Raw genomic sequence first — 15,533 nt, forward strand, 5'->3', positions numbered from 1 at the left:
ACGGATTAAAACACCAACAGCATCAGGCAGGCAAACACCGGCACCGCCGCGGTCAGGCTGTCGATACGATCCAGTATGCCGCCATGACCGGGAATCAAATGCCCGCTGTCCTTGATGCCCGCTTCGCGTTTGAACATGCTTTCGGTCAAATCGCCCAGCACCGAAGCCAGCGCGGCGATCACCGAACAGGCCAGCAGCGTGGTCGGCACCACGTTCAGCGGCGCGTAGCGGCCGAACAGCCACGAGATCACCGCCGACGTCAGCAACCCGCCGATCAAACCTTCCCACGTTTTGCCCGGTGAGACCTTCGGCGCCAGCTTATGCTTGCCGAACAGCTTGCCGAACATGTAGGCACCGGAATCTGCGCCCCACACCAGCAACATCACGTACAGCAGCCACCAGGCGCCGGTAAACGGGTTTTGCTCGTAGCCGAACTGGCGCAGCGCCAGCATGCCCCAGAAAAACGGCACGATGGTCAGCAGGCCAAACAGCAGGCGCAGCGGGCGCGAATTGCGCCAGATAGCGGCCGAGCCGGGATAGAACAGCACCAACAGCAACGCCGCCAGCCACCAGGCCAACGACAGCCACAGCGAGCCGCTTATCTGCGGCACGGATTGATGGTAAGCGGGGACGCTGAGCATCATCAGCGCAAGCAGAAAACCGCACAGTATCGCCAACCAGATGCGCTGCGAACGGGAGGTAAAACCGGCCAATTGGCCCCACTCCCAGGCAGCTAACATGCACACGACGAGCGTTACCAGAGCAAAGGCCAACGGCGGCAACAGGAACAGCGCCGCGATAACGATCGGGATTAAAATCAGAGCAGTTATGAGGCGATACTTCAGCAAAAGTTCTCCCTAGGACGCATCGGCGCCGTTAGGTGTTGTTCCCCCGAAGCGGCGCTCACGTTGTGCAAATGCATTCAGCGCACCTTCAAAGACAAGTTCATCGAAATCAGGCCAGAGCACATCAGTAAAGTAAAGTTCAGCATAGGCGATTTGCCACAGCAGGAAATTACTGATGCGATGCTCGCCACCGGTGCGGATAACCAGATCCACCGGCGCCAGGTCGCTCATGCAAACCCGCTCGTTCAATAATTCCTCGCTGATCTGATCCGGGTGCAACTCGCCTACCCGTACCTGTTCGGCCAGTTCCCTTACTCCCTGAATGATATCCCAACGGCCGCCGTAGTTGGCAGCGATATTGAGCGTCAGGCCATCGTTATTTTCCGTCAGAGCTTCAGAGCGGCGGATCCGCTCCTGCAAACGCGCGCTGAATCGGCTGATATCGCCGATCACTCGCAGCCTGACGTTATGTTTATGCAGGCTTTTTACTTCACTATCCAAAGCGCGGACAAAAAGCTCCATCAGGGCAGAGACTTCCTGCACCGGACGGTTCCAGTTTTCGCTGCTGAAGGCATAAAGCGTGAGCGCATCTAAATGGTGGCTGGCGGCAAAACTGACCGCGCGGCGAACCGATTTCACCCCTGCTTTATGACCGAAGACACGTAACTTGCCCTGACGTTTGGCCCAGCGTCCGTTACCGTCCATGATAATGGCGACATGGCGCGGCCCCGGGGAAGATGGATTAGCCTCTTGTTGGTTTGCGGACGACATAACTCGTACTTATTTCCTCAATAGAAATATAACTGCCTTTCCGGAACATCAGGCCCTTACGCGCAAAAAAAGCCGTGTGCCCGACACGGCTTTCAGCCTGCCCTTGCGACACCCGGCGCAGCCGGGCCGCCATTGACGCACAAGGCGCCAATCGGGCCATAATTCAACGGTATAACCGCTGACAGGTGGCGCAGACTATACCACCTCAGCGGGGCATGAACAAACGGCCCCGCTGCGGCGCACGCGAATTACGAGCAAAATCGGATAATCACCGTGATCGGCCGCACAACGCGCGAACCCGCTCCTCAGCGGCGGCGCGCGCCTGACGGTCAATGTCTAAGACCGCTTCGATGCTCGTCGGTTCCTGCAGCGCGAGACGTTCCACCACCTGGCGATTGACCGCCGCGATATCGGTAAAGCGAATCTGCTGCTGCAAAAATGCCGCCACGGCGATTTCGTTGGCCGCGTTCAGCGCGGTGGTGGCCGCCTGGCCGGCATCAAACGCTTCGATCGCCAAATACAGGCAAGGATAACGCTCACGCTCCGGTTCGGCGAAGGTCAGCGAACCGATACGGCAGAAGTCCAGCGCCTCCACACCGGAATTCACACGCTGCGGATACGCCATCGCGTGAGCGATTGGCGTGCGCATATCCGGCGTCCCCAACTGCGCCAGCACGCTGCCGTCTGCATAGCGCACCATCGAGTGAATCACCGACTGCGGGTGCAGGATCACTTCCATTTGCTCGGCCGAGGCGTTAAACAGCCAGCGGGCCTCAATGTATTCCAGACCTTTGTTCATCATGGTGGCGGAATCCACCGAGATCTTGCGGCCCATCGACCAGTTCGGGTGGGCGCAGGCTTGATCCGGCGTCATCGCGGCGAACTGTTCCAACGGCGTGGTGCGGAACGGGCCGCCGGAACCGGTAAGCACGATGCGCGAAACACCATGACTGTCCAGTGAAGAGTATCCCAACTGACGCTGAATGTTCTCAGGCAAACTCTGAAAAATCGCGTTGTGCTCGCTGTCGAGCGGCAGCAGTTGCGCCTGGCTTTGCCGCACCGCGTCCATAAACAGACGGCCGCAGGTGACCAGCGACTCTTTGTTGGCCAGCAGCACCTGCTTGCCCGCGCGGATCGCCGCCAGCGTCGGCAACAGCCCCGCGGCGCCGACGATGGCCGCCGTCACTTGATCGACGTCATCCAAAGCGGCCAATTCACAGGCCGCTTGTTCCCCGGCCAACACTTCGGTAGCGACGCCGTTCTCCGCCAGGATGGCGCGCAGCTCGCGCGCGGCGCTTTCATCCGCCATCGCGGCAAACGCGGGCCGAAATTCCATGCATTGCTGCGCCATGACCGCAACATTGCGGCCGGCTACCAGCGCTTTGATCGCAAAACGGTCGAGATTCGCCCTGACCACGGCCAGGGTGCTGGTCCCTACCGAGCCGGTCGAGCCAAGAATGGTCAGTTGCTTCATGAGTTCACTCTGAATAACTGTCTGATGAGATCGGAGGTGCTCCAGTGTGGAACCTTGGACACCGCTTGTCCATGATCTTTCAGTACGATGAAACGGGATCTGCGCCACAAAAAACAAAGCGCCGCCCAGGCGACGCTTTTTTTCTGCGCGATGCTGATTAGAATTCCATCAGCTCTTTTTCTTTCTCCGCCAGCGCGGCGTCGACCAGCTTGATGTAAGCGTCGGTCATTTTCTGAATCTCGTCTTGTGAACGACGCTCTTCGTCTTCGCTGATCTCTTTATCTTTCAGCAGCGCCTTGACCTTGTCGTTGGCGTCGCGACGCACGTTACGCACCGCTACGCGGCCCTGCTCGGCTTCGCCGCGCACGATCTTGATCAGATCCTTACGACGTTCTTCGGTCAGCGGAGGCAGCGGAACGCGAATGTCAGAACCGGCGGAAGACGGGTTGAGGCCCAGATCGGAGCTCATGATCGCTTTCTCAACGGCCTGGCTCAGGCTGCGGTCAAATACGTTGATTTTCAGCGTGCGGGAGTCTTCCACGGTCACGTTGGCCAGCTGACGCAGCGGCGTAGCGGCGCCGTAGTATTCCACCATGATGCCATCCAGAATGCTTGGAGAAGCGCGGCCGGTACGGATCTTGCTGATTTGGTTTTTGAATGCTTCTACGCTTTTTTCCATGCGTGAATCAGCATCTTTTCTGATTTCATTAGTCACGTTGCAAACCCTTGGAAGCTGGTTACTTGGCAGGCGATACTCAAGTATAGCCCGTAATCGTACTCGAAGAGCGCGCGGCGCCTGGCGTCACGTGCTCCGAAAAAGAGGTGTGAACAGCCTTATTTGCTGATCAACGTACCTTCGTTCTCACCCATCACCACGCGGCGCAGCGCACCAGGCTTGTTCATGTTGAACACGCGGATCGGCAGACCGTGATCGCGGGCCAGCGTAAATGCCGCCAGATCCATCACTTTCAGCTCGCGCTCCAGCACGTCCTGATAGGTTAATTGTTCATACAGCGTCGCATCCGGGTTTTTCACCGGATCGGCGGAGTATACGCCATCCACTTTGGTGGCTTTCAGCACCACGTCCGCTTCGATCTCGATGCCGCGCAGGCAGGCAGCGGAATCGGTGGTAAAGAACGGGTTGCCGGTACCGGCGGAGAAGATCACCACGCGGTTGTTGCGCAGCAGGCTGATAGCCTCTGCCCAACTGTAATTATCACATACGCCGTTCAGCGGGATCGCTGACATCAGGCGGGCGTTCACATAGGCACGGTGCAGTGCATCACGCATAGCCAGGCCGTTCATCACGGTAGCCAGCATTCCCATGTGGTCGCCCACTACGCGGTTCATGCCGGCTTGCGCCAGCCCCGCGCCGCGGAACAAGTTCCCGCCGCCAATAACTACACCGACCTGAATTCCCAGTTCGACCAGCTCTTTCACTTCCTGAGCCATGCGATCCAAAACGCTGGCGTCGATACCAAAACCTTCTGCACCTTGCAGGGCTTCGCCACTCAGTTTAAGCAGAATACGCTGATATACGGGTTTTGCATTGGTTGCCATGGTGTTCTGTCCTAAGAAGCAGTATTAGTATTGGGGATTTCAGCCGATGAAACGCGCCTGAGGTGAGCATCACGCTGCAGGGCCTGCCACCGGTGTAATTCTGGCTGGATAGTATGGAACCGCCAGACGGCGGTTCCATCGACAGTCATTAAGACTGTTTGCTCATCGCGGCAACTTCAGCAGCGAAGTCGGTTTCGACTTTCTCGATGCCTTCGCCCACTTCGAAGCGAATGAAGTTGGTCACGTCAGCGTTGTGCTCTTTCAGCACCTGAGCAACGGATTTGCTCGGATCCATAACGAAAGGCTGACCGGTCAGAGAAACTTCGCCGGTGAATTTCTTCATGCGGCCTTCAACCATTTTCTCTGCGATTTCTTTCGGCTTGCCGGACTGCATGGCGATGTCCAGCTGAACCTGGTACTCTTTTTCTACCACTTCAGCAGACACGTCTTCTGGCTTCACGAACTCTGGCTTGCTCGCCGCAATGTGCATTGCGATTTGCTTAACCAGCTCTTCGTCAGCGCCTTTAGCCGCAACCAGAACGCCGATGCGCGCGCCGTGCAGGTAGCTGCCCAGCACGTCGCCTTCCAGGGAAGCAACGCGACGAATGTTGATGTTTTCGCCGATTTTTGCCACCAGCGCTACGCGCTCTTCTTCGAACTGTGCTTTCAGCACGTCAACGTCAGTGATTTTGCCGGCCATAGCGGCATCCAGCACTTTGTCGGCGAACGCCTGGAAACCGGCGTCTTTCGCAACGAAGTCAGTCTGGCAGTTAACTTCCAGAATGATGCCGTAGTTGCCTTCGATCTTGGTTTTGATCACGCCGTCAGCAGCTACGTTGCCTGCTTTTTTAGCGGCTTTGATCGCACCGGACTTACGCATGTTTTCGATTGCCAGTTCGATGTCGCCGTTGGATTCAACCAGCGCCTTCTTGCAATCCATCATGCCAGCGCCGGTACGCTCGCGCAGTTCTTTTACCAGGGCAGCGGTAATATCAGCCATTTATTTTTCCTCGGTTATCTCGCGTGGAGACAGTTCTCATTCAGATAAGCAAAGGGGGCCTTTACAGGCCCCCCTAACCAACATATGTCAATACCTGGTTAATAAGGGCTCAGTGACGAGCTTGCCTTATTATTCAGCTTCTACGAAGCCTTCTTCCGCCTGAACGGCCAGATCTTGAGAACGACCTTCACGCACAGCGGCAGCAACAGCAGTCAGGTACAGGTTTACTGCACGGATTGCGTCGTCGTTACCAGGGATGATGAAGTCAACGCCGTCTGGGTTGGAGTTGGTATCAACGATAGAGAATACCGGGATACCCAGGTTGTTGGCTTCTTTGATCGCGATGTGCTCGTGATCGGCATCGATAACGAACAGTGCGTCTGGCAGACCGCCCATATCTTTGATACCGCCCAGGGAGTTTTCCAGCTTGGCCAGTTCACGAGTGCGCATCAGCGCTTCTTTCTTGGTCAGCTTGTCCAGGGTGCCGTCTTGAGACTGGATTTCCAGATCTTTCAAACGCTTGATGGACTGACGAACGGTTTTCCAGTTAGTCAGCATGCCACCCAACCAGCGGTGGTTCACGAAGAACTGGTCACAGCTGTTCGCAGCGTCTTTTACCGCTTCGCTTGCTGCGCGTTTGGTACCAACGAACAGGATCTTGCCTTTACGGGAAGAGATCTTGCTCAGTTCAGCCAGAGCGGCGTTGAACATTGGTACAGTCTGCTCCAGGTTGATGATGTGAACCTTGTTACGAGCGCCGAAGATGAAAGGCTTCATTTTCGGGTTCCAGTAACGGGTCTGGTGACCAAAGTGAACACCAGCCTTGAGCATGTCGCGCATGGAAACAGTTGCCATGATTAAACCTCTATAGATTAATTGGGGTTATGCCTCCACGTATCCCATAACGCCGACCCTGGCGGCGACAAGTCACCTCAGGGCACCCCGGCGGATGTGCCGATACGTGTGTGTTATTTACACAAAATGAGTGCAGTTAAAGTATTTTCGGCTCATTCCCGCCAGGTCACAAGAACCAAGACACGGATCGCCGGCGCGCTTTATACCATAAACCCGCCGCCGACACCAACTTTTGTTGCGTTTCGCCGGGCGTCAGGAAATGAAATTTGGCAGCCCCCGGCCGGGCTGATACCATAAGTCACTGCTTCTTATTGTCGACGATAACGACACCTGCGGACGAATTTCATGGCAATCTCAATTAAAACACCTGATGACATCCAAAAAATGCGCGTGGCCGGCCGCCTGGCCGCCGAAGTGCTGGAGATCATCGAGCCGCACGTCAAACCTGGCGTGACCACCGGCGAGCTGGACCGTATCTGTCACGAGTACATCACCAACGAGCAGCAGGCCATTTCCGCCTGCCTCGGCTATCACGGCTTCCCGAAATCCGTGTGCATTTCGGTGAACGAAGTGGTGTGCCACGGCATCCCGAGCGACGACAAAACGCTGAAAGACGGCGACATCGTCAACATCGACGTGACCGTGATTAAAGACGGTTTTCACGGCGACACCTCGAAGATGTTCATCGTCGGCAAACCGACCATTCTGGGCGAGCGCCTGTGCCGCGTTACTCAGGAAAGCCTGTATCTGGCGCTGAAGATGGTCAAACCGGGCATCCGTCTGCGCACCCTGGGCAAGGCTATCCAGCAATTCGTCGAAGCCGAGAAGTTCTCCGTGGTGCGCGAGTACTGCGGCCACGGCATCGGCGAAGTGTTCCACGAAGAGCCGCAGGTGCTGCACTATGACGCGGACGACGGCGGCGTGGTGCTGCAGCCGGGCATGGCCTTCACCATCGAACCGATGGTCAACGCCGGCGACTACCGCATCCGCACCATGAAAGACGGCTGGACGGTAAAAACCAAAGATCGCAGCTTGTCGGCGCAGTATGAGCATACTATTGTGGTGACTGATAACGGCTGCGAGATAATGACGTTGCGCAAGGATGACACCATCCCCAACATCATTACGCACGAGATGTAAGCACCGCGGCGAACGCCGCGTGCAGAATATCACCAGGCCGGCTTATGCCGGCCTTTTTTATGGGCTGCGCACTATGTCTGACAATCTTCTTCAACAGGCGGCCCCGGCCGTGCCGATGCCGCCCGCCTCCCCCAGCGCCTACGGCGACGACGAGCTCACCTGCCCGGTGCTGAAACAGCGGCTGGAACAGTTTCAGCTGTGGCTGGCGGCGGCGTTCGACGCCGGCTCCAGTGCAGAAAGCCTGGTGGCGGCGCGCAGCGACTTCATCGATCGCCTGCTGCGCCGGCTGTGGACGTTCTACGGCTTTGAAGATATCCCGGAAACCGCGCTGGTGGCGGTCGGCGGCTACGGCCGCGGCGAGCTGCACCCGCTGTCGGATATCGACGTGCTGGTGCTCAGCCAGCGCCGGCTGACAGAGCAACAGTCGCAGCGGGTCGGCGAATTCATCACCCTGCTGTGGGATCTCAAGCTGGAAGTGGGCCACAGCGTGCGCACCCTGGAAGAGTGTCTGCTGGAAGGGCTGGCGGATCTGACCGTGGCCACCAACCTGATCGAATCGCGCATGATCTGCGGCGACGTCGCGCTGTTCCTGCAGATGCAAAAACATATCTTCAGCGACGGCTTTTGGCCTTCGCCGCAGTTTTTCCACGCCAAGATCAACGAGCAGCAAGAACGTCATCAGCGCTACCACGGCACCAGCTATAACCTGGAGCCGGATATCAAAAGCAGCCCCGGCGGCCTGCGCGACATCCACACGCTGCTGTGGGTGGCGCGCCGCCACTTCGGCGCCACCTCGCTGGACGAAATGGTCGGCTTCGGCTTTCTCACCCAGGCCGAACGCAACGAGCTGAACGAATGCCAGAGCTTCCTGTGGCGCATCCGCTTTGCGCTGCACCTGGTGCTGCCGCGTTACGACAACCGTCTGCTGTTCGATCGCCAGCTCAGCGTCGCGCAGCTTCTGCGCTATGAAGGCGAAGGCAACGAGCCGGTCGAGCGCATGATGAAAGACTTCTACCGCATGACGCGGCGCGTCAGCGAGCTGAACCACATGCTGCTGCAGCTGTTCGACGAAGCCATCCTGGCGCTGGACGCCACCGAAAAACCGCGTCCGCTGAACGACGATTTCCAACTGCGCGGCGATCTGATCGATCTGCGTGACGAAACGCTGTTCATCCGCGAGCCGCAAGCCATCATGCGCATGTTCTACCTGATGGTGCGCAACCGCGAGATCAAAGGCATTTACTCCACCACCGTGCGCCAGCTGCGCCACGCGCGCCGCCACCTGAAACAGCCGCTGTGCACCATCCCGGAAGCGCGCGATCTGTTCATGGCCATCCTGCGCCATCCCGGCGCGGTGTCGCGCGCGCTGGTGCCGATGCACCGTCACAGCGTGCTGTGGGCCTATATGCCGCAGTGGGGCAAGATCGTCGGGCAGATGCAGTTCGATCTGTTCCACGCCTATACCGTCGACGAACACACTATCCGGGTGCTGCAGAAGCTGGAGAGCTTCGCCGATCCGCAAACCCGGCCGCGCCATCCGCTGTGCGTGGAGCTGTATCCGCGCCTGCCGCACCCGGAACTGCTGCTGCTGGCGGCCTTGTTCCACGATATCGCCAAAGGGCGCGGCGGCGATCACTCGATCCTCGGCGCGGAGGACGTGGTGGAGTTCGCCGAGCTGCACGGCCTCAACTCGCGAGAAACCCAACTGGTGGCCTGGCTGGTGCGCTGCCACCTGCTGATGTCGGTCACCGCGCAGCGCCGCGATATCCAGGATCCGACGGTGATCCAGCAGTTCAGCAGCGAAGTGCAGAGCGAAACTCGCCTGCGCTACCTGGTATGCCTGACGGTGGCGGATATCTGCGCCACCAACGAAACCCTGTGGAACAGCTGGAAGCAGAGCCTGTTGCGCGAGCTGTATTTCGCCACCGAGAAACAGCTGCGCCGCGGCATGCAAAACAGCCCGGATCTGCGCGAACGCGTGCGCCACCACCGGCTGCAGGCGTTGGCGCTGCTGCGCATGGACAACATCGACGAAGAGGCGCTGCACCGCATCTGGAGCCGCTGCCGCGCCGACTATTTCCTGCGCCACTCGCCGAATCAGCTGGCCTGGCACGCCCGCCATCTGCTGGCCCACGATTCCACCCAGCCGCTGGTGCTGGTCAGCCGCCAGGCGACGCGCGGCGGCACCGAGATCTTCATCTGGAGCCCGGATCGTCCTTATCTGTTCGCCGCCGTCGCCGGGGAGATGGATCGCCGCAACCTGAGCGTGCACGACGCCCAGATCTTCACCAACCGCGACGGTATGGCGATGGACACCTTTATCGTGCTGGAGCCGGACGGCAGCCCGCTGGCGCAGGATCGCCACGCGGCGATCCGCCAGGCGCTGCTGCAGGCCATCACCCAGCGGGAGTACCAGCCGCCGCGCGTGCGCCGCCCCTCTTCCAAGCTGCGCCACTTCAGCGTGCCGACCGAGGTCACTTTCCTGCCGACCCACACCGATCGCCGCAGCTACCTGGAGCTGACCGCGCTCGACCAACCCGGCCTGCTGGCGCGGGTGGGCGAAGTGTTCGCCGATCTGGGGCTGTCGCTGCACGGCGCGCGCATTTCCACCATCGGCGAGCGGGTCGAGGATTTGTTTATCCTGGCCGACGGCGAGCGGCGCGCGCTCGACCAAGAAACGCGCAGAAAGTTGGAGCAACGGTTGACAGAGGCCCTCACCCCAAACGATAAAATGTGATACAAGTAACTTTTTACCGACAACATCAGGAAAGAGAACAGCATGCAGCAATTACAGAACGTTATTGAAAGCGCCTTCGAACGCCGTGCGGACATCACCCCGGCGAACGTAGACACCGTAACGCGCGAAGCGGTAAACCAGGTGATCGGCCTGCTGGACAGCGGCGCCCTGCGCGTCGCCGAGAAGATCGACGGTCAATGGGTCACCCACCAGTGGCTGAAGAAAGCCGTGCTGCTCTCTTTCCGCATCAACGACAACAAGGTGATGGACGGCGCGGAAACCCGCTACTACGACAAAGTGCCGATGAAATTCGCCGACTACGACGAAGCACGCTTCCAGAAGGAAGGCTTCCGCGTCGTGCCGCCGGCCACCGTGCGCCAGGGCGCGTTCATCGCTCGCAACACCGTGCTGATGCCGTCTTACGTTAACATCGGCGCCTACGTCGACGAAGGCACCATGGTCGACACCTGGGCCACCGTCGGTTCTTGCGCGCAGATCGGCAAAAACGTTCACCTGTCCGGCGGCGTCGGCATCGGCGGCGTGCTGGAGCCGCTGCAGGCCAACCCGACCATCATCGAAGACAACTGCTTCATCGGCGCGCGTTCCGAAGTGGTGGAAGGCGTGATCGTGGAAGAAGGCTCGGTGATTTCGATGGGCGTCTACCTCGGCCAGAGCACCCGCATCTATGACCGCGAGACCGGCGAAATCCATTACGGCCGCGTGCCGGCGGGCTCGGTGGTGGTTTCCGGCAACCTGCCGTCGAAAGACGGTTCTTACAGCCTGTACTGCGCGGTGATCGTCAAGAAAGTCGACGCCAAAACGCGCGGTAAAGTCGGCATTAATGAGTTATTGCGTACTATCGACTAAATTGAAATAGCGGGTGATTCACCCGCTATTTTTTTGTCTGCGTTTCGCTGGCAGTCACAGTCGCAGATCTCGCTTTCCGCCATAATCGCAGTCGTGGAATATAACGATCACATCTAAAGAGGGCGCAGTATGTACGATAACTTGAAGAGTTTGGGCATCAATCAACCGGAAGACGTCGATCGCTATAGCCTGCGTCAAGAGGCCAACAACGACATCCTCAAGATCTATTTCCGCAAGGACAAGGGCGAGTTCTTCGCCAAGAGCGTGAAGTTCAAGTATCCGCGCCAGCGTAAAACCGTGGTGGCGGACAACGCCGGCCAGGGCTACAAGGAAATTCACGAGATCAACCCGAACCTGCGTTACGTGATCGACGAGCTGGATCAGCTGTGTCAGCGCGATCAGGTGGAAGTGGATCTGAAGCGTAAAATCCTCGACGACCTGCGCCATCTCGAAGGCGTGGTGTCGCACAAGATTGCCGAGATCGAAGCCGATCTGGAAAAACTCACCCGCGGCAAATAATGCGGATCGGCTGACCCGCATCATCGTTAAGGCGCCCTTTTGCGGCGCCTTTTTACGTTATGACTGCAGCAGCGTGCCCCACTGCTCGACCCACGGGCAGGCGGCCACTTCCGGCTCCGGCTGTTCCATCGCATCGATTTCCAGCACTTCGCCAACGCGGGTGGCGCCCTGTTCCTGCAGCAGCGCATCGAACGTGCGCCCGGCGCCGCAGAAGTGGTCATAGCTGCTGTCACCGAGGGCGATCAGCCCATAGCGCAGCTCCGGCTGATAGCCAACCTGATCGCGGATAGCGTGGAACAGCGGCGCGATGCTGTCCGGCAGATCGCCCTGCCCGGTGGTGGAGGTGATCACCAGCGCGTAGTGCTGACGATAAAACTGCCAGGCCTCCAGCGTGCCCTCTTCGAACAGTTTGACCTCATGGCCCTGCTCGCTGAGGATGTTTTGCGCCTCTTCCGCCACCAGCAGCGAATTGCCGTAGACCGTTCCCACGAAGATACCAACCTGAGCCATGGCTCCTACTCCCTTCATTACCTTTAAAAATTGTCAGCTATCCTGACCGTTAGCCGCGCTAAACTCAACCCCGGCAAGTTCAGGGAATACCCCCGCCCAGCCGAACTGCGCCATCACCCCTTGCCAGGCCTCGTCCCAGCGCGCCGTTACCTGCAGCGGCTCGCCGGTCACCGGGTGCGTCAGCTGCAGATGGCTGGCGTGCAGCATCAGGCGCGGGCAACCGAAATGCTGCGCCATCCCGCGATTCTGCCGCAGATCGCCGTGCTTGCTGTCGCCGATGATCGGGTGGCGCAGGTGCGCCATATGGCGCCGCAGCTGATGTTTGCGGCCGGTTTCCGGCTGCAGTTCCACCAGACTGTAACGCGCGCTGTCGTAGCGGCCGACGGCCACCGGCATCTCTACCTGCGCCAACGGCCGGTAGTGCGTCACGGCCGGCTGCGGCCCCTTGTCGGCATCGGCATGTTTATCGGCGATTTTGTCCAGCTCCGCCGTCAGCGGGTAGTCGAGGGTCGCCTCCTCCTGCACGTAACCGCGCACCACCGCATGGTAGGTTTTCTGCACCTGATGCTGCTCGAACTGCTGCGACAGCAGGCGCGCCACCTCGCTGGAGAGCGCCATCAGCAGCACGCCGGACGTCGGACGATCGAGACGGTGCACGGTAAAGACGTGCTTCCCGAGCTGATCGCGCACCGTCTGCATCATAAAGCGAGTTTCATGACGGTCCAGCCAACTGCGGTGCACCAACCAGCCCGACGGTTTGTTCACCGCCACCAGGTGTTCATCCTGATACAAAATCTCAATCACATCGCATTCCCAGGTCAATAGCCGTTTCGGGCGCGAGTATAACAGGCATGAGACGCAACGCTAGTTCACCCATTCGATGGTCACCAGGCGCGTATCGGCGCGGCCGCGATCGTCCACCGCCCGAATGCGGTAGCGCCCGTTGTTGATCGGCCGCCAGTCGATCGGTTTTTTGCTGGCGCTGCTGCCGAGATAGATATCGTCGACGAACCAGTACACCGTCTTGCTGTCGGCGTCCGTCACCGCATTGAAGGCGATTTTGTCCCGTCCCTGTTGCGACTGGCGCAGGGTATAAGTGGTGTTTTTCAACGGCGAGGTGATGCGCGGCGCGTTGCCGCCGACGGCGATGCCGTTGTCCTTGCAGCGATTGACCGGCGGCGCCCGCTTCGGCAGCCCGGCCTGGGCGAACACGTTGGCCAAATCGGAAGGCCAGAATTCAAAAATTTCGGTGCGGGTCTGCGCCGCGTCATACGGCGGGCAAACAACCTCGCCGCTGTGAATATCCAGCACCACCGGCCGGTAGACGCTGTCTACCTTGATCGGCGACTTGCCGGGAATGAACCAGGTCTTGCCCTTTTGCTGGCACCACGGCGTCGGCAGATCGCCGCTGGCGAGACAGATGTCTACCCGCCGCAGCCGCTTGGGGAACGGATGTTTCGGTTCCCGCAGGGCGGGATAGCTGGCGTTGACGCTGTCGATGATATTGAAAAACAGCGGCGCGGCCGCCTCGGCGCCGACCAACGCATTGTTGCCGCGCCCATCGAAGTTGCCTTCCCACACCACCAGCACGTAAGGGCCGAAAATCCCGACGCTCCAGGCGTCGCGAAAGCCCCATGAGGTGCCGGTCTTCCAGTACACCGGCAGCGACGAAGAACGCTGCGCCAGCGTATCGCCCGGCCGCCGGTGCTGGCGCAGCATATCCAGCGTGATGAAACTGGCCTCCTCGCTCAACAGCCGCACCGGCCTCGGTTCACCCTCGTTCAGCCGCAATCGCAGCGGCCGCAGCTCGCCGCGGTTCGCCAGCAACGCGTACAGCTTCGCCAGCTCCTGCGCCGTCACCTCGCCGCCGCCCAGCACCAGCGACAGTCCGTAGTGGCTCTCATTGGCCATATTGGCGACGCCGGTCAGGCGCAAAAACTGATAAAAGGTCGGCTGACGCAGCTGTGAGGCGACATAGACCGCCGGGATGTTACGGCTGAAATTCAGCGCGTCGGTGGCGGTCACCGGGCCGAGAAAACGCCGGTCGAAATTTTCCGGCGCATAGGCGCCGAACGACGAAGGCACGTCTTTCAGAATGGTCATCGGATGCAGCACGCCCTGCTCCATGCCCAGCGCGTAGATGAACGGCTTCAGCGTCGATCCCGGCGAACGCTTGGCGTTGGTGCCGTTCACCTGCCCCTGGATCGGACGATTGTAATAGTCCGCCGAGCCCACCAGCGCGCGCACCCCCATATCGCGGCTGTCCACCAGCAGCACCGCGGCGTTTTGGATGCCGCGGCTGCGGTTGCGGGCGATAAAAGCGTTGACCTGCCGTTCGACCAGCCGCTGCAGCCCGGCGTCCAGCGTCGTGTCTACGCGGGTATCGCGCTGCACCAGTTGCTGCGTCTGCAGGCGCAGCTGTTCGATAAAGTGCGGTGCGATATAAGGCACTTGTTCAGGCTGCCGCAGCGCCAACGGCAGGCGGAACAGCGTTTGCTGGCTGGCGTCGGTGGGGTAAACCCGCTGCCAACGCTGGAACAGACGATTGCGCGCCTGCGTCAACGCCGCGCCGAGCACGCCGGTTTTCGGCTCCAGACGGTAGCTGGGTGACTGCGGCAAGACCGCCAGCGTCAGCGCCTCCGGCAGAGTCAACTCCCGCGGCGGCTTGGCGAAATAGATCAGGCTGGCGGCGCCGATGCTTTCAATGTTGCGGCCGTAGGGCGCGTAATTCAAATAGGCTTCCAGGATATCGCGCTTGGAGTAGCTCAGTTCCAGCTGCACCGCAAGCAGCACCTGCAGCAGCTTGCCGCCCGGCGTACGGGTATTGAGATGCCAGCGCATCCGCGCCAGCTGCATGCTGATGGTCGAACCGCCCTGCATTTTGCCGCCGGCGACATAGCTGCGCCAGAAACCGCGCATCAGGCTGACAGGGTTAAAGCCGGGGTTATAGTAGAACCAACGATCTTCGTGCAGCAGCAACCCGCGCACCGCCAGCGGCGACACTTGCTCCAGCGGGGTCCACAGCCGGTAGCGATCGTCGTTGGCCAGCGTAATGCGCAGCAGCGCGCCGTGCCTGTCGTAATAAACGGAAGACTGCGGCAGCCCCTGCCACAGGGGCGGATGCGGCCACAGCCGAATTGCGGTCAACAGCAGCGCCAGTAAAAACACCGCCATCAAGCCGTTTTGCAGCACGCGCCCGGTCAGGATCTTCATACGTTCTCAGCATTCCGGCGCCAGACGCTGGCCTGGCGCCGG

General features: G+C 59.7%; 14 protein-coding genes. 4 read left to right on the forward strand and 10 right to left on the reverse strand.

What is annotated here, in order from left to right; genetic code table 11:
* Positions 1-5 precede the first annotated feature (5 nt).
* The 7 genes from cdsA to rpsB form a co-directional block, all read right to left on the reverse strand.
* Positions 6-848 carry a phosphatidate cytidylyltransferase gene (gene cdsA / locus EDY99_RS16430; RefSeq protein WP_033644875.1) on the reverse strand — a complete coding sequence of 281 codons (843 nt, stop codon included), beginning with the start codon at positions 846-848 and terminating at the stop codon, positions 6-8.
* Between the two features lie 9 nt (positions 849-857).
* On the reverse strand, positions 858-1,616 hold the full coding sequence (gene ispU, locus EDY99_RS16435) for a (2E,6E)-farnesyl-diphosphate-specific ditrans,polycis-undecaprenyl-diphosphate synthase (RefSeq protein ID WP_033644874.1): 759 nt from the start codon (positions 1,614-1,616) through the stop codon (positions 858-860).
* Between the two features lie 268 nt (positions 1,617-1,884).
* Positions 1,885-3,090, reverse strand: coding sequence for a 1-deoxy-D-xylulose-5-phosphate reductoisomerase (gene ispC, locus EDY99_RS16440; RefSeq protein ID WP_046687715.1), 1,206 nt, complete (start codon positions 3,088-3,090; stop codon positions 1,885-1,887).
* A gap of 157 nt (positions 3,091-3,247) precedes the next feature.
* Complete coding sequence (gene frr / locus EDY99_RS16445; RefSeq protein ID WP_025160240.1) at positions 3,248-3,805, reverse strand: ribosome recycling factor; 558 nt, start codon at positions 3,803-3,805, stop codon at positions 3,248-3,250.
* A gap of 119 nt (positions 3,806-3,924) precedes the next feature.
* Positions 3,925-4,650, reverse strand: a complete 726-nt coding sequence (pyrH, locus tag EDY99_RS16450; protein WP_004931940.1) for a UMP kinase — start codon at positions 4,648-4,650, stop codon at positions 3,925-3,927.
* A gap of 148 nt (positions 4,651-4,798) precedes the next feature.
* Positions 4,799-5,650, reverse strand: a complete 852-nt coding sequence (gene tsf / locus EDY99_RS16455) for a translation elongation factor Ts (protein WP_033644872.1) — start codon at positions 5,648-5,650, stop codon at positions 4,799-4,801.
* 129 nt (positions 5,651-5,779) lie between these two features.
* Entirely contained in the window at positions 5,780-6,505 is a 726-nt protein-coding gene (gene rpsB / locus EDY99_RS16460) for a 30S ribosomal protein S2 (RefSeq protein WP_016929891.1), read from the reverse strand.
* A gap of 345 nt (positions 6,506-6,850) precedes the next feature.
* Between rpsB and map the strand changes: the two genes are divergently transcribed.
* The 4 genes from map (at position 6,851) to EDY99_RS16480 (ending at position 11,768) form a co-directional block, all read left to right on the forward strand.
* The gene (gene map / locus EDY99_RS16465; protein ID WP_028127527.1) at positions 6,851-7,645 is read left to right on the forward strand and encodes a type I methionyl aminopeptidase; all 795 of its coding nucleotides are present in this window, start codon (positions 6,851-6,853) and stop codon (positions 7,643-7,645) included.
* A gap of 73 nt (positions 7,646-7,718) precedes the next feature.
* On the forward strand, positions 7,719-10,382 hold the full coding sequence (gene glnD / locus EDY99_RS16470) for a bifunctional uridylyltransferase/uridylyl-removing protein GlnD (RefSeq protein ID WP_033652507.1): 2,664 nt from the start codon (positions 7,719-7,721) through the stop codon (positions 10,380-10,382).
* Positions 10,383-10,424: 42 nt separating this feature from the next.
* Positions 10,425-11,249 carry a 2,3,4,5-tetrahydropyridine-2,6-dicarboxylate N-succinyltransferase gene (gene dapD / locus EDY99_RS16475; RefSeq protein WP_004931932.1) on the forward strand — a complete coding sequence of 275 codons (825 nt, stop codon included), beginning with the start codon at positions 10,425-10,427 and terminating at the stop codon, positions 11,247-11,249.
* Positions 11,250-11,378: 129 nt separating this feature from the next.
* On the forward strand, positions 11,379-11,768 hold the full coding sequence (locus tag EDY99_RS16480; RefSeq protein WP_004931929.1) for a DUF3461 family protein: 390 nt from the start codon (positions 11,379-11,381) through the stop codon (positions 11,766-11,768).
* A 57-nt stretch (positions 11,769-11,825) separates the two neighbouring features.
* On the opposite strand, the gene EDY99_RS16485 is transcribed toward EDY99_RS16480, so the two are convergent.
* The 3 genes from EDY99_RS16485 to pbpC are packed head-to-tail and all read right to left on the reverse strand — an operon-like array spanning position 11,826 to position 15,491.
* Positions 11,826-12,278: a flavodoxin gene (locus EDY99_RS16485; protein WP_033644870.1), complete on the reverse strand. Its 453-nt coding sequence runs from the start codon at positions 12,276-12,278 to the stop codon at positions 11,826-11,828.
* A gap of 33 nt (positions 12,279-12,311) precedes the next feature.
* Positions 12,312-13,082, reverse strand: coding sequence for a tRNA pseudouridine(65) synthase TruC (truC, locus tag EDY99_RS16490; RefSeq protein WP_042785783.1), 771 nt, complete (start codon positions 13,080-13,082; stop codon positions 12,312-12,314).
* 60 nt (positions 13,083-13,142) lie between these two features.
* Complete coding sequence (pbpC, locus tag EDY99_RS16495; RefSeq protein ID WP_101453822.1) at positions 13,143-15,491, reverse strand: penicillin-binding protein 1C; 2,349 nt, start codon at positions 15,489-15,491, stop codon at positions 13,143-13,145.
* Between the last annotated feature and the right edge of the window lie 42 nt (positions 15,492-15,533).

Source organism: Serratia sp. LS-1, from assembly GCF_003719595.1.
Lineage (GTDB): Bacteria > Pseudomonadota > Gammaproteobacteria > Enterobacterales > Enterobacteriaceae > Serratia > Serratia ureilytica.